Origin of the sequence: Bartonella sp. 1-1C (assembly GCF_002810325.1) — a bacterium.
GTDB classification, from domain to species: Bacteria; Pseudomonadota; Alphaproteobacteria; order Rhizobiales; family Rhizobiaceae; genus Bartonella; species Bartonella rochalimae.
On the sequence record NZ_CP019489.1, the window covers coordinates 1,354,822 to 1,380,899 of the forward strand.

The 26,078-nt window shown below is 37.0% G+C and carries 24 protein-coding genes; 7 read left to right on the forward strand and 17 right to left on the reverse strand.

Translation table 11 applies throughout. The annotated features are described in order from the left end of the window. The 5 genes from B11cv2_RS06090 to B11cv2_RS06110 all read right to left on the reverse strand — a co-directional run bounded on the left by B11cv2_RS06090 (position 1) and on the right by B11cv2_RS06110 (position 6,715). Positions 1–1,221, reverse strand: coding sequence for an efflux RND transporter periplasmic adaptor subunit (locus B11cv2_RS06090; protein WP_371410324.1), 1,221 nt, complete (start codon positions 1,219–1,221; stop codon positions 1–3). Continuing rightward, the gene (locus B11cv2_RS06095) at positions 1,221–2,705 is read right to left on the reverse strand and encodes an efflux transporter outer membrane subunit (RefSeq protein WP_100693752.1); all 1,485 of its coding nucleotides are present in this window, start codon (positions 2,703–2,705) and stop codon (positions 1,221–1,223) included. The genes B11cv2_RS06090 and B11cv2_RS06095 overlap by 1 nt, the downstream gene beginning before the upstream one ends. Before the next feature lie 53 nt (positions 2,706–2,758). Next, a complete protein-coding gene (locus B11cv2_RS06100; RefSeq protein ID WP_100693753.1) occupies positions 2,759–3,577 on the reverse strand; it encodes an exodeoxyribonuclease III in 819 nt (272 codons plus the stop codon). After that, positions 3,577–4,209 (reverse strand): outer-membrane lipoprotein carrier protein LolA, encoded by a 633-nt coding sequence (locus B11cv2_RS06105; RefSeq protein WP_100693754.1) that lies wholly within the window; start codon positions 4,207–4,209, stop codon positions 3,577–3,579. Before B11cv2_RS06105 ends, B11cv2_RS06100 begins: the two co-directional genes overlap by 1 nt. A 100-nt stretch (positions 4,210–4,309) precedes the next feature. After that, complete coding sequence (locus tag B11cv2_RS06110) at positions 4,310–6,715, reverse strand: DNA translocase FtsK (RefSeq protein WP_100693755.1); 2,406 nt, start codon at positions 6,713–6,715, stop codon at positions 4,310–4,312. A gap of 189 nt (positions 6,716–6,904) precedes the next feature. Here B11cv2_RS06110 and B11cv2_RS06115 point away from each other — a divergent pair, with 189 nt between their 5' ends. Continuing rightward, on the forward strand, positions 6,905–8,149 hold the full coding sequence (locus B11cv2_RS06115; protein ID WP_100693756.1) for a ubiquinone biosynthesis hydroxylase: 1,245 nt from the start codon (positions 6,905–6,907) through the stop codon (positions 8,147–8,149). A 1,299-nt stretch (positions 8,150–9,448) separates the two neighbouring features. Here B11cv2_RS06115 and B11cv2_RS06120 read toward each other — a convergent pair. The 7 genes from B11cv2_RS06120 to rimM all read right to left on the reverse strand — a co-directional run bounded on the left by B11cv2_RS06120 (position 9,449) and on the right by rimM (position 15,533). Beyond that, positions 9,449–10,228, reverse strand: coding sequence for a succinate dehydrogenase iron-sulfur subunit (locus B11cv2_RS06120; RefSeq protein WP_100693757.1), 780 nt, complete (start codon positions 10,226–10,228; stop codon positions 9,449–9,451). Between the two features lie 14 nt (positions 10,229–10,242). After that, the gene (sdhA, locus tag B11cv2_RS06125) at positions 10,243–12,087 is read right to left on the reverse strand and encodes a succinate dehydrogenase flavoprotein subunit (RefSeq protein ID WP_100693758.1); all 1,845 of its coding nucleotides are present in this window, start codon (positions 12,085–12,087) and stop codon (positions 10,243–10,245) included. 4 nt (positions 12,088–12,091) lie between these two features. Next, a complete protein-coding gene (gene sdhD / locus B11cv2_RS06130; protein WP_100693759.1) occupies positions 12,092–12,478 on the reverse strand; it encodes a succinate dehydrogenase, hydrophobic membrane anchor protein in 387 nt (128 codons plus the stop codon). Positions 12,479–12,493: 15 nt separating this feature from the next. After that, positions 12,494–12,895 carry a succinate dehydrogenase, cytochrome b556 subunit gene (gene sdhC, locus B11cv2_RS06135; protein WP_100693760.1) on the reverse strand — a complete coding sequence of 134 codons (402 nt, stop codon included), beginning with the start codon at positions 12,893–12,895 and terminating at the stop codon, positions 12,494–12,496. A gap of 733 nt (positions 12,896–13,628) precedes the next feature. Then, complete coding sequence (gene rplS / locus B11cv2_RS06140; protein ID WP_100693761.1) at positions 13,629–14,066, reverse strand: 50S ribosomal protein L19; 438 nt, start codon at positions 14,064–14,066, stop codon at positions 13,629–13,631. A 201-nt stretch (positions 14,067–14,267) separates the two neighbouring features. Further along, the gene (gene trmD, locus B11cv2_RS06145) at positions 14,268–14,966 is read right to left on the reverse strand and encodes a tRNA (guanosine(37)-N1)-methyltransferase TrmD (protein WP_100693762.1); all 699 of its coding nucleotides are present in this window, start codon (positions 14,964–14,966) and stop codon (positions 14,268–14,270) included. A gap of 51 nt (positions 14,967–15,017) precedes the next feature. Beyond that, positions 15,018–15,533: a ribosome maturation factor RimM gene (gene rimM, locus B11cv2_RS06150; protein WP_100693763.1), complete on the reverse strand. Its 516-nt coding sequence runs from the start codon at positions 15,531–15,533 to the stop codon at positions 15,018–15,020. Positions 15,534–15,711: 178 nt separating this feature from the next. Here rimM and B11cv2_RS06155 point away from each other — a divergent pair, with 178 nt between their 5' ends. Both B11cv2_RS06155 and B11cv2_RS06160 read left to right on the forward strand, forming a co-directional pair. Beyond that, the gene (locus B11cv2_RS06155) at positions 15,712–16,530 is read left to right on the forward strand and encodes a SapC family protein (RefSeq protein ID WP_100693764.1); all 819 of its coding nucleotides are present in this window, start codon (positions 15,712–15,714) and stop codon (positions 16,528–16,530) included. A 2-nt stretch (positions 16,531–16,532) separates the two neighbouring features. Next, positions 16,533–17,498: a tyrosine recombinase XerC gene (locus B11cv2_RS06160; RefSeq protein ID WP_100693765.1), complete on the forward strand. Its 966-nt coding sequence runs from the start codon at positions 16,533–16,535 to the stop codon at positions 17,496–17,498. Positions 17,499–17,522: 24 nt separating this feature from the next. On the opposite strand, the gene B11cv2_RS06165 is transcribed toward B11cv2_RS06160, so the two are convergent. After that, positions 17,523–17,801 (reverse strand): BolA family transcriptional regulator, encoded by a 279-nt coding sequence (locus B11cv2_RS06165; protein ID WP_100693766.1) that lies wholly within the window; start codon positions 17,799–17,801, stop codon positions 17,523–17,525. Positions 17,802–17,930: 129 nt separating this feature from the next. Here B11cv2_RS06165 and B11cv2_RS06170 point away from each other — a divergent pair, with 129 nt between their 5' ends. From B11cv2_RS06170 to cobT, 3 genes are all read left to right on the forward strand, one after another. Then, positions 17,931–18,548, forward strand: a complete 618-nt coding sequence (locus tag B11cv2_RS06170; RefSeq protein ID WP_035006486.1) for a J domain-containing protein — start codon at positions 17,931–17,933, stop codon at positions 18,546–18,548. Between the two features lie 189 nt (positions 18,549–18,737). After that, positions 18,738–19,724 carry a cobaltochelatase subunit CobS gene (gene cobS, locus B11cv2_RS06175; protein WP_100693985.1) on the forward strand — a complete coding sequence of 329 codons (987 nt, stop codon included), beginning with the start codon at positions 18,738–18,740 and terminating at the stop codon, positions 19,722–19,724. Positions 19,725–19,738: 14 nt separating this feature from the next. Next, entirely contained in the window at positions 19,739–21,616 is a 1,878-nt protein-coding gene (cobT, locus tag B11cv2_RS06180; RefSeq protein ID WP_100693767.1) for a cobaltochelatase subunit CobT, read from the forward strand. 153 nt (positions 21,617–21,769) lie between these two features. On the opposite strand, the gene B11cv2_RS06185 is transcribed toward cobT, so the two are convergent. Continuing rightward, positions 21,770–22,423: a VUT family protein gene (locus B11cv2_RS06185; RefSeq protein WP_100693768.1), complete on the reverse strand. Its 654-nt coding sequence runs from the start codon at positions 22,421–22,423 to the stop codon at positions 21,770–21,772. 102 nt (positions 22,424–22,525) lie between these two features. Continuing rightward, positions 22,526–22,819: a 50S ribosomal protein L28 gene (gene rpmB, locus B11cv2_RS06190; protein WP_100693769.1), complete on the reverse strand. Its 294-nt coding sequence runs from the start codon at positions 22,817–22,819 to the stop codon at positions 22,526–22,528. Between the two features lie 252 nt (positions 22,820–23,071). On the opposite strand from rpmB, the gene B11cv2_RS06195 reads away from it, so the two are divergent. Then, positions 23,072–23,848, forward strand: coding sequence for an SURF1 family protein (locus B11cv2_RS06195; RefSeq protein WP_371410325.1), 777 nt, complete (start codon positions 23,072–23,074; stop codon positions 23,846–23,848). 271 nt (positions 23,849–24,119) lie between these two features. Here the strand turns inward: B11cv2_RS06195 and B11cv2_RS06200 are convergent, their stop codons facing one another. Continuing rightward, positions 24,120–24,272 (reverse strand): DUF1127 domain-containing protein, encoded by a 153-nt coding sequence (locus B11cv2_RS06200; protein ID WP_100693771.1) that lies wholly within the window; start codon positions 24,270–24,272, stop codon positions 24,120–24,122. Between the two features lie 157 nt (positions 24,273–24,429). Then, entirely contained in the window at positions 24,430–26,046 is a 1,617-nt protein-coding gene (gene purH, locus B11cv2_RS06205) for a bifunctional phosphoribosylaminoimidazolecarboxamide formyltransferase/IMP cyclohydrolase (protein WP_100693772.1), read from the reverse strand. Between the last annotated feature and the right edge of the window lie 32 nt (positions 26,047–26,078).

Sequence of the window (26,078 nt, forward strand, 5' to 3'; positions counted from 1 at the left end):
TTAAGCCCTGTTTTCACTCTGTAAATTAGAAGATACGAGCAACCCATCTCGTGCACCAACCACCACAACATCCCCCTCATTAAGCCCAGAAACAATCTCAGCCATCACTTTATTATTGAGTCCGACTGTTACTTGTTTTGTAATCACTTTATCGCGACCAACCAAAAGCTGCACCCATGCTTTACGATCTTTTGTCTCATTGCGCAAAGCATCACTTGGAACCAACAAGACATTTCGAGCACGCCCTAATATAATATGCACTTGAGCGGTCATATAAGTACGCAAAAAACGATCTTTATTGTTAACATGCACAAGCCCATTATAATAGATAGCTGATGACGCTAAAGAGCTCGATCCCGACATGTTAGGATTAATACTAATATCGCTACGAATATCTTCAGGAGCAGGTTCTATTGTCTCTAATGATCCCTCATAACGACGCTTTGCGTCTCCTAAAATGGTGAAATAAAGATCTTGTCCTGCATGAACTTTTAAAATATCCGCTTCTGAAATTTGTGCCTTAATTGTCATTTTCGTCAAATCTCCTAAAATAACAATTGTCGGTGCTGACTGAGTTGCATTAATATTTTGTCCTTCTTCGACAACGGTTGCTAAAACTGTTCCTGAAGAAGGCGCTGTTATCTTCGTATAGCTTAAATTCACTTCTGCACTTCTCACATCAATTTGTGCTTGTACAATCTGTTCCTGAAGTTGAGCAACTTGAGCTTCACGTATTTTGACTTGCGTGACTGCGTCATCAAAATTAGCACGTGAAATTGCTCGTGCTTCAATGAGTTTATTTTGACGCTCTAAATTTTTTTTCGCTAAAATTAGATAAGCTTCATGCTCTTTTAAACTCGCATAATAATAAGACAAAACTGCTTTTTTTCTTTTCAGATCATTTTCCTGATCCGTAGGATCAATCTCTGCTATAAGATCTCCTTCTTCTACAAAATCTCCTGATGAAACACGGACAGAAACCACACGCCCTGTTGCACGCGCACCAACAGCCACCAATCGATAAGGACGCACAATTCCAGAAGCTAAAACCGTTTCTTCAATATCACCACGGGTAACTACTGCTGTCATATAATTTGGTGTATTTTTACCCCCAAATAAAACAAAGAGCATCTTAAAGGCAAAGATGATAAAAACCACACTGCAAAATAAAAAAAGCTTTTTGCGTTTTATAGTTGAATATTTTTCCATAAGAAATTTCATCATTGTTTCGCCCTCACATGTGAACTGGTAATCTTATCAACGACTTCTGGACGAGATACATCAACAACACCATTCCATCCTCCTCCTAATGCCTTCATCAATGCAACATAATGCTTAGCCAAAGCAATATAGCTATCACTCAATGACATTTGCGAAGAATAGTAGGAACGATAAGCATTGAGTAATTCGAGAAAGCTGGTATTACCACTTTCAAAAAGGTCTTTCGAAAGCTTCAATGAATGTGAATAAGCTGCATTTGCAGCCAACAACTTTTTTAAACGTTGTTGTTCTTTGTACAGTCGCACCAATGCATTCTCTACTTCTTCTAAAGCTCCTAACACTGCCGCTCGATAAGCAATAAAAGCTTGATCACGCTGAGCACGTGCTACAGCAATCGAAGCAACCACTTGTCCTCCATTAAAAAAAGGAAAGCGAATACTTGGTCCAAAGGACCAACCAATCGTCGAACCTTTTGCTAATTGACCCATGGATTCTGCTGTCGTAGAAATATTACCTGTTAAGCTTAATGAAGGATAACGTTCTGCTTCGCGTTGACCAATTCGCGCTGTCGCTTGAGCATATTGACGCTCAGCACGTCGTAAATCTGGACGTGTCAACAAAATATCAGCGGGAATTCCCACAGAGATTGGCCATTTTGGTCTTGGAATCTGTTTCTTTTTAGCGCTTTTTTGCAAAAAATCCTGTAATGCTATAGGCACACACCCAGTTAAAACAGAAAGACGATGAATACTCATTGATAAATTCACTTCCATCTGTAAGATGTCTGCCTCTGTATTGATCATTTGCGCTTGTGCATTTGAATTATCCAGCTCTGAAATATCACCAGCTTCTAATTTAGCTTCTATTAATTGCGCTGTTTTTCGCTGCGATGCAGCAATAGAGTGTGCAATCGACAGTTTTTGTTGCCAACCACGCATTTCAATATAATTCGTTGCAATATCTCCTAAGAGAGTAACCATTGTAGCCCGCAAATCCTCTACAGCCGCATCAAGACCATAACGTGCTGCTTCAACTGCTCTTTTATGTCCCCCAAAAAGATCAAGCTCCCAGCTTGCATCAAAACCACCACGATATTGGCTCAAAGAAGTATCCGATTGACGAGAACTATGAGTGCCGACAATTGAACTTGAAACACTTGGCGAAAGACGTCCAATCGATTGCCCTAAACTCGCCCGTGCTTCACGAACCCGTGCTTTAGCAACCGCAATACTATTATTTGCAGCGATTGCATCATGAATTAACTTATCTAAAATCGGATCATTAAAATTTTTCCACCAACCTGCAAGTGTAGCGGGACGTTCAGATGTTTGTACAAACGACTCTTGCCCCCAAATTTCTGGAACAGAAAAAGATGTTTTATGATAATCAGGACCAACAACACACCCTGGTAAAACAAAAAAAAACAGACAAAAAGGATACAAAAACTCTTTTAATAAAATCTGTCTTACACTACTGATCCCCATCCATTCCTCTACATTCTTCGAGAATTAATCCATTCCTTTTCTTCATTCAATGCTTATTTTAAATTGCCTGAAAAATCAAATAAAGTTTGTACTGGAACATGATCTGAAGGCTGAGGCCATCCCCGTGTATCACGAAAAATTGTAAGTTCTTTAACGAAAGGCACTAAATTTGGTGAAGACCAAATATGGTCAAGCCGTCGACCGCGATCAGAAAGTGCCCAATCACGTGCACGATAACTCCACCAGGTATAAAGTTTAGTAGGAATTGGAAATTTCATCCGCATCAAATCAACCCATCCACCTTCACAACATAAAGCTTGTAAACGCTCTGTCTCAATCGGCGTATGGCTAACAACCTTCAATAATTGCTTATGAGACCAAACATCCTCTGGCAAAGGAGCAATATTAAGATCACCTAACAAAAGAGACTCTAAACCATCTCTGTGATCTGCACGGATAGAAGACATTTCTTCTAAAAAATCGAGTTTATGACGAAATTTTTCATTTTTGTTTACATCAGGTTCATCACCACCAGCAGGAACATAAAAATTATGAATCCGAATTTTTCTCCCATGAAGTTCAATAACAACTGAAAGGTGACGACAATCTTCTTTTTGACAAAAGAAGCGCCTTTCAACACTGATAAAAGGCAAACGAGAAATAATCGCCACACCATGATAAGATTTTTGACCGCTCAATGCGATATGCTGATAACCTGCTGCTTCAAAAAATTGACGTGGAAATAAATCATCTGGACATTTTATTTCTTGTAAGCATAACATATCTACAGAAAAAATATCTAAATACTGAAGAACCTGGGAAAGACGCAAACGAATAGAATTAATATTCCAAGTAGCAATATGAAAAAGCATTAATTGTTATTCCGACTTTGTAGCGTCACAGTATTTTTATGGGGAATGACGAACATATCATCAGAAAATCTAACATTTGTACGCACATTCATGATTTTAACAGTTGTTTCTAAATTTTGTTGATCAAGAATTGCCCATTGTCGCAATGCATAATTTTGAGAATCAAAGATCATCTTTATTTGCCCTTTTCCAATTGTTTTATCCCGTAAAACAATCATGATTGTTGTCGGATCCTCTCGAAATGCTAACAAATTTTCTGACGATAAATGAATCACATTCCCTAATAAAAATTTCATTGGTGTTTGAGACAACTGGTAAAAGCTCCACGTATTTAAAGCCCGATTATTAATCCCTACAGATTTACCATCTGAAATAATCTGCAATGGCACGCCTTTGTAACTAAAACGAATTTTCCCTGGACGCTCCAAATAAAATGTTCCTTTTGTCATTTTTCCCTTTGGATTAAATTGAATAAAATCCCCTGTCATCACTTTAATCGCCGCAAAATGATTAATAATATTCTGAGCCCGAGCGAACTGTTTCGCGGACTGCGAAAAAGCAGAACTACTCAACAGAAAAAATAACAAAATAAGACTAAACGTTCTTCTCAACGAAAAAAAATACACCCTCATACATAATGCTCCTCATATGCTCACCATACATACTCTATTGATTTTGATATAAGCAATAGATGATAAGGATTTTCTAAAAATATGTTTTAAAAAACTTTATTTAAAAGGGTTCTTCTGAAGCAGGCACTAAAATTTCTCGTTTTCCTGCATGGTTAGCTGGGCTAATAATTCCTTCTTCTTCCATCCGCTCAATTAATGAAGCAGCACGATTATAGCCAATACCCAAACGACGCTGAATATAAGAAGTTGAAGCTTTACGATCACGCAGAACCACCATCACGGCCTTTCTATAAGGCTCATCTTCTAAGGAAGAAACAGATGAAACACTGCTCTCCCGATCTGTAACTTCTTTTGTAATAGTCTCCAAATAATCAGGCATTGCTTGGTCTTTCAGATGTGCAACAACCTGTTCCACTTCATCATCTGCTACAAAAGCTCCATGAATACGTTGAATACGTCCTCCCCCCATCATGAAAAGCATATCCCCTTGCCCTAATAATTGTTCAGCCCCTTGTTCCCCCAGAATGGTCCGACTATCAATTTTTGAACTTACAGCAAAAGAAATGCGTGTAGGGAAATTCGCTTTAATTGTTCCTGTAATAACATCGACTGAAGGACGTTGTGTTGCCATAATGACATGAATACCAGCAGCACGTGCCATTTGCGCTAAACGTTGAATAGCGCCCTCAATCTCCTTACCAGCAACCATCATGAGATCTGCCATTTCATCAATAATAACAACAATATAAGGTAAAGGATTTAAATTGAGGGTCTCTGTTTCGTATAAGGGTTCACCGGTCTTGTGATCAAATCCAACTTGAACCGTCCGTGTTAAAACTTCACCCTGTTTTTGTGCTTCTTTTAAGCGAGCATTAAATCCATCAATATTGCGAACATTGACTTTTGACATTTTGCTGTAGCGCTCTTCCATTTCACGAACCGCCCATTTAAGAGCAATGACTGCTTTTTTAGGATCTGTCACAACGGGCGTTAATAAATGAGGAATGCCATCATAAATCGAAAGCTCAAGCATTTTAGGATCAACCATGATTAAGCGACATTGTTCAGGTGTTAAACGATAAAGAAGAGACAAAATCATTGTATTAATAGCAACAGATTTACCTGATCCCGTCGTACCTGCCACTAAAAGATGAGGCATTTTCGTTAAATCTGCAACAACTGTTTCACCTCCTATTGTTTTACCCAATGCAAGCCCTAATTTTGCTTCAGTACCAAAAAATTCCCGCGCCTGTAAAATTTCTCGTAAATAGACTATTTCACGAGATGCATTAGGTAATTCTATTCCAATAACATTCCGTCCTGGGATAACAGCAACACGTGCTGCAATAGAACGCATAGAGCGAGCAATATCATCTGCTAGCCCAATAATACGAGAAGATTTAATACCAGCAGCCGGTTCAAATTCATACAAAGTTACAACTGGACCAGGACGTGCATCAATAATTTCTCCCTTAACCCCAAAATCTAATAAAATATTTTTAAGTTCCTGAGAATTGGCCTTTAAAGTAGCAGGGGAAAGGCGCATATTTTTTACTGTTGATGAAGGAATAGCAAGATAATCTAACCGTGGAAGGGTAAAACGATACTTTGAACGCGCTTTTGAAGTCTTTATCACACAGTTATCAGAAGCAGAAAGAGCTGTATTTTGGAAATTCTGAAATTCTGTTTTTTCATTAAAAAAAACCGGTTCAATTCGATCAAATGAATTTTCCGTTTTTCTAAACCACCTCATGAACGAAAAAAAACGCTCAAAACGGGCTTGTAAAAAATAAAGAAAATGCAAAACTGCTCCAAAAGATGTAGAGAAGAAACCACTATGAACTTCATTATTAGAATACTCTTCATTTTCTAATGTCTCAAAAATTGGATCTACACGAACTGATTCGCTTTCACTTATATCGGTCTGACGTCGCCACACTACATTGCCAGAAAAAATAGCCATTACAAAACTGGCAAACGCCAAAGCAATACCCCACAACACGCTCTCTATAGGTGAAGAAAAAGAAATAACATTTAAAATCTTATCCCCCCAAACTCCCCCAAAACCAATCGGCAATGGCCAATTTGTAAAAGATGCAAAAGGAGTCATTAAAGCAAATGCAGTTGTAAACAAAATTATTGAAATCAACCATAAAAAAAGACGAAAAAGAAAATTATGAATGCTTTTTTGTGCAAGTAATAAAAGTGACCAAAATAATGGAGGCAACAAAATACCAAGACTTGCCAAACCAAAAAGTTGCATAGCAAGATCTGAAAAAATCGCACCAGGCCATCCCATAAGATTTGTGATCTCATTAGGACTAGCGTAAGTTAATGATGGATCTGCAAAATTCCATGTTGCTAAAGCTAAGATACAAAAAATCAAAAGCCCTAGAAGACTAAATCCAATCAAAACCCCTATTTGTTGCAAAAACATTTTAATAAAATGCGAATTTCGATATTCTGGCTTTTTTGGCAAATCATAAAGAGAGGAACCCCGATGCATTCATCAATCCCGAACGTAAGATTCTTAATACAAGAACTATATCTAAAATTTGTAACATAAAAAATATTAACACAGTTTTAACCAATATAATTACAACAATTTTTCTTTAAGACTGCACAAAAAATGATAATAAGGTCAATATTCACATATTTAAGATGAAATAAACTACCTACAAGTGAAAGAAACGACGTGACTTCTTACACCGATCAAACAATAAAACAATGTGATCTTCTTATCGCAGGTGGTGGAGCTGTTGGTTTGACTCTTGCCATAGCTCTCAAACATGCTGCCCCTGAACTGAGAATAAATATTGTTGATGCCACTTCCCAAAGCAGCACACCTCTCAAAAATACACAAGCATTTGCTCTTTCTGCTGCTTCTATTCGCATGCTTGAACAACTACAGTGTTGGAAACATATCAAACCTTATGCTCAACCTATCCATTCAATAACCATCACCGACGCACGCCTCAATGATCCAATCAAACCAATTTTTTTAACCTTTGAAGGAGATATAACACCCAACGAACCCTTTGCAAGTATGGTTGAAAATAAAAAGCTCGTTAGTGTATTAAAAAAACGTGCAAAAGATTTGCATATCTCTTTTATCGAAAAAACCACTGTTGTTCATTTTCATCAAGAGAACCAGCATACAACCATCACCTTAAGTAATAAAGAAATTTGGCAAACAAAATTGCTGGTTGCAGCGAGTGGAGCACACTCTACATTACGGGAAAAAGCCGATCTTAAAAGCTTTGCTCATTTTTATCCACAAACAGCAATCACATGCATTATCGAACATGAAAAAGCGCACCATGGCCGAGCAATTCAACATTTCTTCCCTGCTGGACCTTTTGCTCTCCTACCTCTCAAAGGCAACCGATTAGCTATCGTATGGAATGAAAAACATCACACTGCCCAATCTTATCTTAAAGTAGACGCTTTAATTTTTGAAGCAGAGATAGAAAAACGTATTGGTCATCAATTTGGAAAACTTTCTTGGAATGGTGAACGCCAAGCATTTCCCCTCGTTCTTTCCTTAACAAATCAATGCATCAAACCTCGTTTTGCTCTCGTAGGAGATGCCGCCCACACAGTCCACCCTATTGCAGGACAAGGGCTTAATCTAGGACTCCGTGATAGTGCCGCTTTAGCTGAAGTCATCATCGAAACAGCACGATTGGGCCTCGATATCGGATCAATGACAGCTCTCGAACGCTATCAAAGTTGGCGACGTTTTGAAACTGTACGAATGTCTCTTAGTAATGACTGGCTCAACAGACTTTTTTCGAATGATATCTTACTCCTACGCCTCTTCCGCGATGTTGGCCTTGGACTTATTAATCAAATGCCAAAAATAAAAAAATATCTTATGCAAGAAGCTTCTGGCCTCACCTCCAACGCACCACGCCTTCTCCGTGGACTTCCACTCTAATAACGAAAATAAACACCTTCAATCTCCTGTATGTCAACAAAATGCACTCCTATTTTCTCTAAAATTTAAAGTCCATATTCTTTACACATACTTCAAATCGTGATTTCTGAAGATTAAAGTGAAATTTTTACGAAAAAAGACACAATATCTCTATCATTCAACAATGCAATGAAATAATAAATCCTAGGTATAGATCATTTTCATACCGTAATAGTCACAGCTTAAAAAGCTTTTGCATAAGCGTGAAAAGACAAAATTTTAAAAAATGAAACTAACACAAATAAAAACGCTTTTTTATATTAATCAAGATCGAAATTCTGATAAAAAATTTAAAAATAAGCTGTGATGATCTTTAAATATAACCACTATGATTCTTTTGAGCAAGGGGGAACAAAAGTGTATCATTCTCAAAATGTGAACCCTGAAAATTAAGGGAAATACGTGCTCGAATCAACACAAAATCGCTGAAATAAAGACAAATAAAATGCACAGAAAAAATTCTTAAAATTATCAATATCGCTGATCTTTTTTAAAAAGAGCACCCTTTATAGAAATCTAGGATAATATATAGAAATTATAGAATAAGCGAAGATGGAAGCTAAAGTGAATAAAAGAATAATGAGAAGTGGTCATGCACTTGAAAAATTAAAAATAAATAGCGTAGCCCCATTCTTCACAAAATGAGAGGATATAAAGTGATATGAATAATCTAATCCGCTTAGGATTACTGCTGTAATAAACACAGAGATAATTGCACTTCACTATTCAACCAAAGAGAAAGATACCACAATAAGAGCGCTATCCTACAAACGCTAATACCCTATCTCATCACATATAGAATATTAATTCTAAAATTTGAAGATTTTGCGAACTCGTCTATTTTATACAACTAACGTATTTTCAACATGTAAGAATTATAGCATCAATTGATATAGCTAATTGTTTAGAGCAAAACGGTACAGCAAATACACTCAGCAATCTTTACTTTTTTAAAAATCAAAAAAACTCAGAGAATAGGAACAAACTCAATCAGATTTTCACTATAAACACAGTTTCAAATACAAATTAAGTTATAAAATTCTAAAGCTTGAGCATATCATTTTTAACAAATGCAAAGTCCAACGAGAAAGTAATGATATAATAACAATCTCTTGCAAGCGACTATAACCAATCTGCAAAGAGTAAACATACAGAAAAGACTTTACACTCAGGCCGCGTCTACTTCATTTACCTTCAAAAATATACATATACCAGCCACCAACGAGCCTACACTTATTTTCTATCTTAGCTGATAAACTTTCAAAGACGTCGTTCAACCATAAGTTTTTTAATTTCAGCAATCGCCTTAGCTGGATTTAAACCTTTCGGACAAGTTTGCGCACAATTCATAATCGTGTGGCACCGATAAAGCCGAAAAGGATCTTCTAAATTATCAAGACGCTCACCACTCATTTCATCACGAGAATCAATAATCCAGCGATAAGCTTGGAGTAAAACAGCAGGTCCTAAATAACGATCACCATTCCACCAATAACTTGGGCACGACGTTTGACAGCATGCACAAAGGATACACTCATAAAGACCATCAATTTTCTGACGATCAGAATAGCTTTGTAACCATTCTTTTGCAGGTTTAGGAGAAACAGTTTTTAGCCAAGGATCAATAGCACGATGTTGTGCATAAAAACGCTTTAAATCAGGAACCAAATCTTTTACAATAGGCATAGAAGGAAGTGGATACACTTTAATTGGATGTTTTACATCATCCATTCCTTTAGTACAAGCCAATGTATTGGTTCCATCAATATTCATCGCACATGAACCACAAATGCCCTCACGGCATGACCGACGAAGTGTCAAAGTTGGATCAATATGATTCTTAATAAATAAAAGCCCATCAAGAATCATCGGACCACACAGTGAACGATCCACGTAATAAGTATCAAGATGCGGATTCTTCTCATCATCAGGTGACCAACGGTAAATATGAAATTCTGTTAAATGCGTAGCACCTTCAGGTTTAGGCCAAACTTTTCCAGTTTTAACTTGAGAATTTTTGGGAAGCCTAATTTGTACCATAACTCACTTTCCCCTTAATAAACACGCTTTTTAGGCATAATACGCTTTAAATCTATACCACCATCTTCTTCAGACGTTAATGGATCAACATGAACAGGACGGTACGATAATATCACCTTTCCATCCTGAGATAGATGCGAAAGTGTATGGCGACGCCAATTTTTATCATCACGCTCTGGATAATCTTCTCGTGCATGAGCACCACGACTTTCCAAACGAGCAGCTGCAGAATAAACAGTCGTAATTGCATTTGCCATCAAATTTTCAAGCTCTAATGTTTCCATTAAATCAGAATTCCAAATAAGTGAACGATCTGTTACTTTAAGGTCAGAAAGTTCGTCCCAAATTTTACTGATCCGTTGACATCCCTGCTCTAAAGAATCTGCTGTACGGAATACCGCAGCATCCTCTTGCATCGCACGCTGCATTTTTTCACGCAGCATAGCTGTTGGAACCTGTCCTTGAGCAAAACGTAAACGGTCAAAACGTGCTATAATTGCATCAACTGCGGCTTCATTAAGAGCTGGGATCTCTGCATCGCGATCGATGACTTCTCCTGCACGAATTGCAGCAGCACGTCCAAAAACGACTAAATCAATCAATGAATTTGATCCTAAACGATTAGCGCCATGAACAGATGCACATCCTGCCTCACCCACAGCCATCAAACCTGGTTGAACACGATCAGGAGAATCAAGGGTTGGATTTAAAACTTCTCCATAGTAATTGGTAGGAATACCACCCATATTATAATGAACTGTTGGCAAAACAGGAATTGGCTCTTTTGTCAAATCAACCCCTGCAAAAATTCGGGCTGATTCAGAAATCCCCGGTAAACGCTCATGCAATATAGCTGGATCAATATGATTAAGGACCAAATGAATATGATCTTTTTTCGCACCAACACCACGCCCTTCCCGAATTTCAAGTGTGATACAACGTGAAACCAAATCACGTGATGCCAAATCCTTAAAAGATGGTGCATAACGTTCCATAAAGCGCTCACCTTCAGAATTCACTAAATAGCCACCTTCACCACGTGCACCTTCTGTAATTAAGCAACCAGAACCATAAATTCCTGTAGGATGAAATTGAACAAATTCCATATCCTGAAGCGGTAACCCAGCTCGAGCAATCATCCCACCACCATCACCTGTACATGTATGCGCTGATGTTGCTGAAAAATAAGCCCGCCCATAACCGCCAGTGGCGAGAACAACCATCTTCGCAGAAAAACGATGAATTGTACCATCATCAAGATTCCAAGCGACAACACCCGTACACACACCATCTGTCATGATCAAATCAAGGGCAAAATATTCAACAAAAAACTGCGCATTATGCTTAAGGCTTTGCCCATAAAGCGTATGCAAAATTGCATGACCAGTACGATCAGCTGCAGCACAAGTACGTTGGACTGGTGGGCCTTCACCAAACTCTGTGGTATGACCACCAAAAGGACGTTGATAAATTTTCCCTTCTTGCGTACGCGAAAAAGGAACTCCATAATGTTCTAATTCATAAACAGCTGCGGGTGCATTTCGCACTAAATATTCCATTGCATCGGTATCGCCAAGCCAATCAGATCCTTTCACCGTATCATATAAATGCCATTGCCAATTATCAGGCCCCATATTCGACAAGGATGCTGCAATACCGCCTTGCGCTGCAACTGTATGTGATCGCGTTGGAAAAACTTTTGTGATACATGCTGTTCTTAATCCTTGCTCAGCCATACCAAGGGTTGCACGCAAACCAGCTCCCCCAGCACCAACAACCACAACATCAAATTTATGATCAACATAGTTATAGGCAGCACGCCCCACTCTAGCACCTAGAGATGATATTGCTCTCACCATATTTTCAAGCCCCTAATGCGATTTTCAAAAGAGCAAACATCATTATACTGCCCAGAATAAAACAAAATAAAATATTCAATACAAAAAAGAATATTCGCATACCTTCATGTGGAATATAATCTTCGATAACAACCTGCATACCCAGTTTCATATAATAAAGGCTTGAAAAAATCATCAACCCCATCCAAACTGTAACCATGGGATGTGAAAGTTTCGCATGAACAACACTGTAATCTTTTCCCACGCATGACATAACGAGAATAATAAAAAATGTCCAAAGAAGCACATTAGCAAAACTGACCAGATTCTCTAACCAAAAATGCTCTGTTCCTGTATGTGCGCTACCGAAACCACGTACCTTTCCAAGTTCTGTTCGCAAATCTTTTTTCATTTTTTCTATCCCTAATTAAACAACACCGTACCCAATGATCCAAAGTGCAATCGTGACAATAAGAGAAATAAAAACTGTAGCCCAAGCAGTTAAGGTTGCTTTTTCTTTTGCTAAATAGCGAGGGTTCAGATTCCAAACAATATGGCGAACACATCCAACCATATGATGAACTCCAGCCAATGTATAAAAAAACAAAAGACAAAGCCCAAGAAAAGATCCATAAATCTTGTTAACCATTTTGAATGCATCAGGGCCACAAGCAATCGAAACTAACCAAAGAGCTAAAAAACACATCCCAAAATAAAGCACTATACCAGTAATACGATGCGCTATCGAAATTGCCATAGTAATTGACCAGCGATAAACGCTTAAATGAGGAGAACGAGGGCGATCTTTTGTTCTGGTTGTCTCTATCATAAAACATCCTGACCTGGCTTTCACTGCAACCTTATTATTACGAGAAAATCCACGCAAAACGATTCAGTGCACAATCATCTCAACTTGTTCAGTCCTAAGGGACTAACATTACAGGCCGGTTATTAAAATGACGGATTAAAGGTCGCGTATAAAAAAACCGATTTGTTATACAGCCATAGACCATAAAACTTTCTCTGTTTAGTACAATTTCATCTTCACGTCAAAGGTTTAACATTATTTCTTAAATATAAACATATTTTTACATATCTTTCACTCTACTTTTCCTTAAGATCAGCGAGTATATTCTATAATGATTATGATTGTAACTCTTTATAAAAAAGATATTTTTAATTTTTTACGTTCTATGACAAACTAGCCGTTCTTTATAATCCAATATTGAACATTTACATTTCTACCAACTTTATTGCGTGAAAACTTATAAGATCTTTCGCTTACTATATGCATCACGCACTCTTCTAAATTTGAGCTTAAGTTTAAACGATCATCGCTGAAAATATCAAAATTTCTATTCTCACAAAATATATTCTGCTGTAAATGTTCTCTATTCATGAGAAAAATTAATAATAAAAAGCAAAAAAGACATTAAAAATTTTATTACAAATTCTTTAAAAATGGACATTTTATTCCTTTTTTGTCTTAATTATTACAATAAAAAAGCAGCCTTACAGCTGCATTTTTAAATAAATTTCATTCATATAATTTATTGAGTAATTCATTCTGAGACATTTGTAACATTGTCTACAATAGCTTTCTCTTCTGTTTCTTTTGCACTTTTTTCATCTTTTTTATGATACTCTCTCTTTTCAGCGATACGCGCTGCTTTTCCCCTGAGACCACGTAGGTAGTAAAGCTTCGCACGACGAACTTTACCTCGACGGACAAGCTCAACCCCTTCAATTAGAGGAGAATAAACTGGAAACACACGCTCAACCCCTTCGCCATAAGAAATTTTACGAACTGTAAAAGTTTCATTTAAACCGCCCCCTGAACGAGCGATACAAATCCCTTCATAGGCCTGAATACGCGTCCGTGTACCTTCTGTCACACGAACCATCACACGCACTGTATCACCAACCTGAAATACAGGCAGTTGACGTTTTGCTTCAATTTTTGCGCACTGTTCAGCCTCAAGCTGTGCTATAATATTCATTTTTTTATCCTTCGCGTTCTTTTCGAACAGTTAGAGCGCTTAACTCTCACCAAAAAAATTTTAAATACTCTTTAGGCTACGTTGAATATAGAAAGCGAATACACCATCTTTCAATTTTTGGATATACACTTAAAATTTAGAATATACAGAAAATTTCTTTGAAGAAAACTACGCTAACAGTATATTATTTTTTGAGATGAATCAAGCTTTCTGATGTTTTTTCTTATAAAGAGCATAAAGATCAGGACGACGTTGATGCGTGAGCAATTCAGCTTGTTCTTGCCGCCAATGAGCAATAGCTTTATGATGACCTGATGTTAAAACCGGTGGAATGCCTCGTCCTTCAAAAACAAGAGGACGCGTATATTGTGGATATTCAAGTAAACCATTTTCAAAACTTTCACACTCTACAGAAATCTTATTCCCTATCACACTAGGTAAAAGCCGTATAATTGCATCCAACACAACAAGGGAAGCAACTTCTCCTCCTGAAAGAATATAATCACCAATAGAAATTTCTTTTAATTGCCGTGCTTCAATGATACGCTCATCCACCCCCTCAAAACGCCCACAAATCAGCGTCACCCCTGACCCAACTGCTAAAGAACGTGCATAAGCTTGATCAAAAGGTTGCCCACGTGGACTGAGTAATAATCTTGGTGTGTCCAATGGACAACTATCAATTGCTGCTGCTAATACATCAGCACGCATGACCATACCTGCACCACCACCAGCTGGTGTATCATCAACACTATGGTGTTTATCTAAAGTAAAATCTCGAATTTGCACTGTTTCCAGCGACCATATTCCTTGCTTTAAAGCCCGTCCTGCTAAAGAATATCCTAAAATTCCTGGAAACATTTCAGGATAAAGTGTTAAAATACGCGCATGAAATCCCATATTGATAACTCTTCATCCCTTCATTTAATCTACGCACATTACTTATGCATATTACTCTTGATCATGAAACAAACCAGCAGCTATTGGATCTACAATAAGAAAACCAGAAGCAACACAAATTTCGGGGACAGCGGCTTTGCTAAAGGAAATAAGAACCTTTTTACCAGAAACCAACTGTATTTCAATTAAATCACCAGCGCCAAAATTAAAGAAACCACTTACCTTACCTAGAAATTGTTTGGCACAATTATAAACACAAAGGCCGATCAAATCTATTTGATAAAATTCATCTTCATCCAAATCATCAGCCAATTGATTTCTTTCAACATAAAGTTTGATTCCCCTTAAAGATTCTGCAGCACTCCGTTCTTCTATTCCTTTAAAATGTATAATTGCATTATTCTTTTGCACACGAAAGGTAACAACTTCATAAGAACGTTCTGTTTCATCATAAAAAACACTATAGCTCTTTAAACTTTCAGGGTTAGAACTCAATACTTTAACAACAACATCCCCATTAATTCCATGGGCCGCACCAATAATGGCAAGATATACTTTCTTTTTCATACTTTTTCCATTACACTTCCTATAATTAAATTTTTTTATTTAAAAAAGAAAGAATCATTATAAACTTAAAGTATTTAATTCATCCTGTAACTCGCATTCGATATTGTTGCCACATAAAATCTTCTAAAAAGGCTCATTTTGGTAACAAAATAGAAATTAATCATAAGGAGAAAATATTATGGCAAATGTCATGCTCTTTTACAAAAATGTGACTCCACTGAACAAAGTCACTCATAAAAACCTCAAATTCAGCCCATTAAATGATATGTCTTTTGCACAGGATACCCATTGGATTCCTTTAGCCAGTGCTGAATATTTTCAAGCTGCTATAGATTATCCCATCCTATTTATGAGTGCGGAAGATGAGCAGAAAAAACGTCATTATACGTCCGTTGCACTCGTAGGCCTTTCTAATAACGATAATGATTACATTACTTCTGATAAACAGTGGAAAAAGGATACTTATATTCCTGCTTTTGTTCGTCGCTATCCTTTTGTTCTTGCAAAAATGCAAAATGAAAAAGAACTTTCTGTTTGCTTTGATCAACAATCAGGTATGTTTAATGAAGTTTCAGGAAAAAATCTCTTCAATTCAGATGGATCTATTTCGCCCTTTATGGAAGAATGTATTAATTTTCTCGAAAGTTTTAAAATCAGTATGGAAAAAACCGCTGAATTTATCGAGACCCTTGTAGAAATGGACCTTTTATGTCAAAAATCAATTAATGTGAAAAATGACAGAGGTGTATCAGCGCAATTAGAAGATTTCTGGATGGTTGATGAAGAAAAATTCAACAAATTATTTGCTCATCAACTTGCTAAATTGCATAAAAATGGTTTTCTTGGATGGATTTTTGCGCATCTTATGTCAATGAATAACCTTTTAAAGATTCTTTCTGTAAAAAGTGAAAATCAACTCACTCATGAAGAGTTTAAAAAACAAAACAGTCAAGAAAATGAAACAAAGACTAAGAAAAAGAAAAGCGCTCTTAACTAAAAATGCTCTTCGAATATGACAGTAAAAATGAAAAAATTCCTCTAGTTCCAGCTGATCATACCCTCCTCATTGCGAGAAAGAATTGGCTGGATCATCTCATACAAACACGTCGAATGGCTCTTCATACGGCCGTGGCTTATGAGCGTGATACAAGGCAGTTTTTATTTTTTCTTTGTCAACATTTAGGATATCAACCAGCTCTCAACGATCTTGCTGATTTGCATGTAGCTGATTTGCGTGCTTATTTAGCTTATCGTCGAACACAAAACATAAGTGCTCGCTCCTTAAGCCGAAACATGGCAAGTTTACGCTCTTTTTTTAATTATTTATCTCGGGAAAAACTTGTCAATGTTCCTGCTGCAAAACTTGTACGAACACCAAAACATCGAAAATCGTTACCAAAACCTTTGACCATAGAATCAGCACTCCGTATAGTCAAAGAAGAAAATCAACAAGAAACTGAACCTTGGATTATTGCTCGTAATACCGCTATTTTGATTCTTCTTTATGGTTGTGGAATGCGGATATCAGAAGCCTTAGCACTCACTCCAGAGCAATTTGCTGATCCCAGTATAAAAAGCTTATCCGTCACTGGAAAAGGAGGAAAAACACGTCTTATCCCACTGATTCCAATTGTCCATAAAGCGATAGAGAATTACCTCAAATGCTGTCCTTATCCTTTAGTAAACACTCAGCCAATATTCCTTGGTGTCCGAGGAAAACCTTTACAACCCGCTATTATTCAACGAGCTGTTCAAAACTTACGAGCACATCTTGGCTTACCAGAAACAACCACACCACACGCCTTACGTCATTCTTTTGCCACCCATCTTTTATCACGGGGAGGAGATTTACGCACTATTCAAGAGCTTCTCGGCCATGCCTGCCTATCCACAACACAAGTCTATACCCATATTGATACAAATCATTTATTAGAAATTTACCAAAAAGCACATCCACGTGCCTAAAAACTTTTGAACTGAAAAAACATGTTAAACACTTTCAATCTCAAGCGCTAAAGCATGAATTTTTGTTGCCAACTCTTTCTGTAAAACTTTATAAATCGCCCGATGTATTTCTACACGCTTCATACCAGAAAAAGAAGAAGAAAGCATTTTCACACGGAAATGTGTTTCTCCCTTACCATCAAAAGCATGTTCTTCGTGAGGATGACCTGCATGAAGATGGCTTTCATTAATAATTTCAAGCTTTTGCGGCAAAAAAGCATCACGCAGTTTTGTTTCAATTGTTGTATAAACCGTACAAGACATTTTTTTCCTTCACAAAAATGGATATTGTAACTAATTTTTTAAGACAAAATTTAATAAAATTAAATGTGGAAAGAAATTTTTTACAAGTCAATTCTTATCAAAAAGATCGATCTTGCATAAGGCAAAAATATGACAACAACATCTAAATTATTCGACTCAATTCGTATTAGCTCAAACAAAAAAAAACAGAGTCAATTACAAATACAACAATGCCAATGGGAAGGGTGCGAAAAAGCAGGATCGCACAAAGCACCAGCAGGGCGAAATCACGAAGGTCAATATCTATATTTTTGTATTGAACACATCCGTGCTTATAATAAAAATTTTAATTATTTCTCAGGTCTCAGCGATGAAGACATTGCAAAGTTTCAAAAAGATGCTCTTACAGGGCATCGTCCAACGTGGTCTGCAGGTAATAATAGCACGGTTAAAAAAACAGCTTCCGATTACGCAAAAATTCGATCTGGAACCGCTGCTTACCAAAATCGTGTGCGTAATCCATTTAAACTTTTTACCCAACGACACTCAAAGACTACGGATACACGAAAACTAAAACCTTTGGAAGCTAAAGCTTTTGATACTTTGGGCTTACAAGAAAATGCTTCAGCCGAAGATATCAAAACAAAATATAAGGAGCTTGTTAAAAAACATCACCCTGATGCTAATGGTGGGAATCGTTCTTCAGAAGAACGCTTTCGTAACGTGCTTCATGCCTATAATTTACTGAAAAAATCTGGTAGATGTTAAAATCTATATTTAAATACTCCATTCTATTGTTCAATGATTAAACATTTAAGATTTTTGAAAAACGATCATGCAACACAGCATCTCCTTCACAGCCAATCTCTTTTGCCATCAGAGCATTTGCATAAGTGGTCCATGTTCTATAGTGTTTGACAACAAAATAATAAACAGCGGATATCCTCCTCAAAAATGATGACAAAAACAAATCTTGCAGTCTCAAATATGCCTGACACAACAGTCTTGGCAAAGGATGTATTCAATATTGATACTGAAATGAAAGTGCCTGCTTTTAGCACAAAAAGCTCTCATGTTCCTGATTTAGATCCCGATTATCTTTTTGATCAACAAACAACTTTAGCACTTTTAGCAGGTTTTGCTTTTAACCGACGTGTTATGATATCTGGCTATCATGGTACAGGAAAATCAACGCATATTGAACAAGTTGCTGCACGTCTTAATTGGCCTTGTATTCGAATTAATCTTGACGGACATATTAGTCGCATTGACTTAATCGGAAAAGATGCCATTATCTTGAAAGATGGCTTGCAAATCACCGAATTTAAAGATGGTATTCTGCCATGGGCTTATCAAAATAATATTGCCCTTATTTTCGATGAATATGACGCAGGACGGCCAGATGTTATGTTTGTCATTCAGCGAGTACTTGAATCCTCTGGGCGCCTCAGTTTGCTTGATCAAAACCGTGTTATTACTCCTCATCCAGCATTTCGACTTTTTGCAACAGCAAATACTATTGGTCTTGGCGATACAACGGGACTATATCATGGCACCCAACAAATCAATCAAGCGCAAATGGATCGTTGGTCAATTGTAACAATATTAAATTATTTACCCCATGATAAAGAAGTTGATATCATTTGTTCGAAAGTCAAACATTTCCAAACCACTGAGGGTAAAAAAACCATCTCACAAATGGTACATGTTGCTGATATGATCCGCAAAGCCTTCATGAATGGAGATATTTCTACAGTTATGAGCCCGCGTACCGTTATAACTTGGGCAGAAAATACCACAATTTTTCAAAATATTGGTTTTGCTTTCCGTTTAACTTTTCTCAATAAATGTGATGAACTTGAACGAACAACTGTTGCAGAATTTTACCAACGTGCCTTTGGAAATGAGCTTCCTGAATCACTGATTCATCATGTCTTGCCTTAAGGAATGCGTCAATTATGGCTGCAAAAGAAGGTGATAATAGCAAAAATTCAGCAAAACATTCTTCTAAGAGCCACTTTGATATTGAAACTTTTAAAAGAGCCACATCTACTTGTATTCGTGCCATTGCTAACACACGCGAACTTAACGTTATGTTTAGTCATAACAAGCCATCCTTAAGCAATAATTGCGCACGTTTACCAGAATTACCTCAACAAATAACCGATAAAGATATAGCTGTTACTCGTGGATTAAGCGATTCTATGGCACTCCGCAAAGCATGGCATGATAGCCATATTCATACTCGATTTGCCCCGATAGAACCAGAAGCACGAGCGATCTTTGATGCACTTGAACAAACACGTATTGAAGCAATTGGCACTTTAACAATGAAAGGAATCGCACAAAATCTTGATATAATGCTCGCTGATAAATATCAAAAAGCCCATTATCAGATGATAAGGAATCAAAATCAAGCTCCTTTTCAAGAAGCGATTGCGCTTTTATTACGTGAAAAAATAACAAAACGCCCTCCCCCAAAAGAAGCCGGACTTGTCTTGGAGCTATGGCGTCAATCAATAGAACAAAAAGTCGCAACAGAATTACATGAGCTAACACTTCATGTTTATAACCAAAATGTTTTCGCACAAATAGCATGTCAAATGCTCGTAGCCCTTGAAATAGCGAATCCATTAAAAGGAAACCCTAAAAATCGGACTTCTAAAAAACAGAGACAGAACCACGATACACAAAATCAAACAGAAGAAGAAAGTATAAACGAAAAAAAATCTCAAAGTGAAAAACAAAAAACAACCGAACAAAGTAATGATGCACAAAATAAAGGCACAGAAAAAACCATTCAGTCAAATGATAACAATGCATCTCAAGATGAACAAGAAATTTTTCAACAAAACAAATCAAGAAAATCAAAATACTTTTTTCATATTTCTCAGAAAATGGAAAATTTAGCTGATTATAAAATTTTTACTCATGAATTTGATGCTATTTTGGATGCGACTCATTTTTGTTCTATAACAGAATTAGATCATTTACGTCATTATCTTGATCAACAATTAAATCATCTCCAAAACATTGTTGGACGCTTAGCAAACCGACTCCAACGCCGCCTCATGGCACAACAAAATCGTTTTTGGAACTTTGATCTAGAAGAAGGTTATCTTGATACAACACGCCTTCCACGCCTTATTATTGATCCAATGCAACCGCCTTCTTTTAAAATGGAATGTGAAACACAATTTCGTGATACTGTTGTTTCACTGCTTATTGATAATTCAGGTTCCATGCGAGAACGACCCATTACTGTTGCAGCAACTTGTGCTGATATTTTAGCACAAACTCTTGAACGTTGTGGAGTTAAAGTAGAAATTTTAGGCTTTACCACAAAAGCATGGAAAGGAGGACAATCGCGCGAAAAATGGATTCATCAAAATAAACCCTCTCATCCAGGACGTCTAAATGACTTGTGCCATATCATTTATAAAAGCGCTGATACACCATGGCGCCGTGCTCGACGCAATTTAGGATTAATGCTGCAAGAAGGATTACTGAAAGAAAATATTGATGGAGAAGCCCTTATTTGGGCGCATCAGCGCTTGATCTCACGCCATGAACATCGTCGAATATTGATTGTTATTTCTGATGGTGCTCCTGTTGACGATTCAACTCTTTCTGTTAACCCCAGTAATTATCTGGACAAACACTTGCGCGCTGTGATTCAAGAAATCCAAGCAAACTCCCCTATAGAACTCATCGCTATTGGTATCGGCCATGATGTAACACGTTATTATCACCGCGCTGTAACAATCGTCAATGCTGAAGAATTAGCGAATGCCATAACAAAACAGCTTACAGCACTCTTTAGTAAGAATCCTTAATCTTTAGAACAGAATTTGAAGAGATAAAAACCCCGAATAACCATTGATCCTGCATCAATATTGTTACACATTATCTGTAGAATAAAAATCTTTCTATTTCAGGAATAGAATAAATATCGTTATTTTCGAATAAACAAAAGATATCTTCTCTTCTCAACGCCCTTGATAAAAAGGAGTCCGAAAACTCTTCAAAATTACCCCATAAGGAACAAGCATAAATAGGCTCATAACAATTTTTATTAAAAAATCGCCAAAAGCAAGTGAAATCCAAACAGGAATTTCAATACCCATGACACTGATACTGTCAATAATAGAACCATCAGAATAATCAACCAATTGATCGATAAAGGAAAAACTGCTTGCAAAAGCAAGAGAAAAAAACAAAATTGTATCTAAAGCTGAACTCACTAATGCTGCTATTAAAGGGGCTTTCCACCATGTTTTACGCCGCAAAGGTGTGAAGACTATTATATCAAGTAACTGCCCAAACAAAAACGCTGTACTAGAAGCAATTGCGAGACGCGGTGTAGCTAATATCCAAGAAATAAAAGCAGCATAAATAAAACCAACATACACAACACGCCTTGCTGCATCGGGACCATAAAAGCGGTTGGTTAAATCATTAATTAAAAAAGCAAAGGGATATGTAAAAGCTCCATAGGTTAATAGCTCATCCAAACTAAAGAAACCAACAGGATATTGAACCAAAATATTGGAAGCAACTACCGCAACACACATCGCAAAGCTTGCAAAAAAAAGACAATTTTTCTTTTTTTGCGCAGCTAAAGATTTATATGCTGAAGACATTCTTTTAACCTAGAATAGAATCAAAATAAAATATTAGGCCTAAATAGGCGAGCTTTTCCCTAAATGAAGGTAAACTTTCTATTCTGCAGGAAAATAGAAGAATCAAGCTACTTTTTCAGCTTTCTTTTTCATAATTTGGCGCTTCAATAAACGCCCACGCTGCGACAATTCCTTATCATCAGCTTTAACTAAAAAATTATCAAGACCACCACGGTGCTCAACCGAACGTAAAGCATTTGCAGAAATACGCAAACGATAACTCTGTTGAAGCAATTCCGATATCAATGTCACATTGCAAAGATTTGGTAAAAAACGACGGCGGGTCTTATTGTTGGCATGGCTGACATTATTGCCATACTGAACCGCTTTTCCTGTCAATTCGCAGACACGAGACATAGATTTCACCTTTAAATTTAAGAAATTCCAAACTCCAACGCCAGAAAAATAAAATGAATGGAAATAACAACTCCACCCATAACCTTGAACAAGCATTATCGGAAAATTAAGTTTTTATAAGTCGTTGGCTATAAAAGGTCAAGTCTTTTAGAGACTTTTTCATTCCTCTATCGGTTAATTTTACCATTTTTTGGTAAAATCCTATAAAATACTTTCTTTAGGCTCTTTTCATGTTAAAAGATATTCATTATCATAACTAGAATGGGTCATTCTAAAATAAATCTTCAATGCAAAAACATCCGTTTTTTTTCTGTTTTATTGAGCGCTTTATGGATATTTCTGTTTATTGTCTTTAGTGCATTAGGTGTATGGCAAATACAACGACTAAAATGGAAAACAAATCTTATTACCAGTGTTAATCAACGTGTCCATCTCACACCTATCAAAGCACCACCTTACAAGCAATGGCCAGATATTACTTTTAACAAAGATGAATATCGTCCCGTCACAATCACCGGAAAGCTTCTTACAAACAAAAATATTCTCGTAACCGCTGTTACACAAAATACCACGGGTTATTGGGTTTTAACTCCTTTAAAAACAACCGATAACACAGTGACCTTTATCAACCGCGGTTTTATTCCTATGGAAGCACGTCATCAATTTGAACAAGAGGAAAAAAACGCTTCGTTTGATAATAATTCTGCACATACTCTGAATCAGATTACGATTACAGGCCTTTTAAGGATGAGTGAAAAAAATGGGGTTTTTCCACGCAAAAACAAACCTGATCAAAATGTATGGCATACGCGCGAACTCCCTGCTATGGCCCAAAAATTAGACCTTTTTCCTGTTGCTCCCTATTTTATTGATGCGCAATCAGAAACAGCGTCACAAGAAAATCTTCCCATTCCTAGCCTTACTGTTGTGCAATTTCACAACAACCACTTAATATATGCAATAACATGGTTTATTTTAGCCGCTGGTGTTTTAGGGACATCGCTTCTTCTAATACGATATAAAAACTGAAAAAGACACAAAAACTATTCTCCCTTATACATTTAAATGCAAAAACTTCATTCTTATCCTCAAAACCATACCAACACTTCTCGAAAGCAGAACAAATTACAGCTTATTTTTCTGTTTTTCCGTTCTTTCTCCTTACTAAAGAAGAACATATTACACCCTCTAAACCAGCAGACAATACCGTCTTTCTTTAAAATTTATTGACAACACTATAAATAAAAACAGCGTTCCTTAGAACGCTGAATAATTTCCAAATTTTTATCAAAAAATAATATTACAATGATTTACGTGAAGAACGCCATGCAACCAAATTAATATCAGCACGATTAATGCCAAGATCACTAAGCTCATATGTTGAAAGACGACTTAACGCATTAACTGTCTGACGATAACGACGCCATTGGCTGTAAGAACGCAAAATATTCATATTTTTTACCAAACTATTATATTAAATTTCTAAACAAGAAAGATAAAACAAATTACAAAAATGAGGAGTGTTATAATTGCATAACTGATTTGCATTTATAACACAGAAGCTTACTCTTCTTATTTTTGAGAATAAAAAATGAAAAAAGACCATAAATTTAGTGGCGAAAATGTCTCACTCCTGTAAAAACCATTGCTAAGCCATGCGCATTAGCTGCTGCAATCACTTCTTCATCACGGATCGATCCACCTGGTTGAATAACCGCTGTTGCACCAGCTTCAATCAAAGATAACAAACCATCTGCAAAGGGGAAAAATGCATCTGATGCAACCACAGATCCCTTCGTTAAAGATTCCGTTAAGCCCATTTTTTGTGCGCTTTCCTCAGCCTTCCGTGCTGCAATTCTTGCCGAATCGATACGACTCATTTGGCCAGCCCCAATCCCAACCGTTGCGTTATTTTTTGCATAAACAATAGCATTTGATTTGACGTGTTTAACAACACGAAAAGCAAATTTAAGATCACGCATTTCGTTTTGGCTTGGTGCGCGTTTTGTGACTACTTGCAATTCAAAATCATCAACAACCGCATTATCACGTGTTTGCACTAAGAGTCCTCCTGAAAGTGTTTTAGCAATGAACCCGTTATCACGGGGATCAGGCATTCCTCCTGTTATCAACAAACGAAGATTTTTTTTCTGAGCAATGATTTCGCGTGCAGACATTGTAGCATCAGGAGCAATAATTACTTCAGTGAAAATTTTAACAATCTCTTCTGCACAGGCTTCATCAAGAGGACGATTTAAAGCAATAATACCACCAAATGCTGAGGTATTATCACACGCCAAAGCTTTCAAATAAGCCTCTTTTAAATTCTGCCCTTCTGCAACACCGCAGGGATTAGCATGTTTAATAATAGCAACGGCCGCGCTTTTTTGAGAATCAAATTCTGAGACAAGTTCAAATGCTGCATCGGTATCATTCATATTATTATAAGAAAGTTTTTTGCCTTGCAAAAGTGTCGCAGTAGCAACGCCAAAACGTTTATCACCAGAGAGATAAAATGCTGCTTGTTGATGTGGATTTTCTCCATAGCGCATCACATTTTCAAGATGACCAGAAAAACTCTGCCAAGACGGTGCTTTAATCTTTAAATCTTTCGCAAACCAAGCCGCTATCGCAGCATCGTAAGCAGCTGTACGCTCATAAGCACGTGTTGCTAATTGACGCCGCAATGAAAAACTTAAACACCCATCCTGTTGTTTTAATTCATCCACAATCAATGCATAATCACAAACTGCTGTTACAACACCAATATAAGCGTGATTCTTAGCCGCTGCACGAATCATCGCCGGTCCACCAATATCAATATTTTCAAGAATTATCTGCGAATCTCCCTCTAACCGAGAAGTCTCTTCAAAGGGATAAAGATTAACCACAAGAAGATCAATTCCATTGATGCCATGCTGTTCCATAGCAGCTTTATGGTCTGGATCGTCTCTTATTCCTAATAAAGCACCATGAACTAAAGGGTGAAGTGTCTTGACGCGTCCATCCATTATTTCTGGAAACCCTGTAATATCAGAAACATCGGTAACAGGTAAACTAGCAGCACTTAACGCTTTGGATGTTCCTCCCGTTGAAATTAATTCAATTCCATAAGCATGCAGTGTTTGCGCAAACTCAATCAAACCAGTTTTATCAGAAACAGAAAGAAGAGCACGACGAACGTGACGAAGATCCACCGTAGAAAATTGTTTTGCAATAACAACCATAATAGAAATCCTAAAATAAAATGGCTAAAATT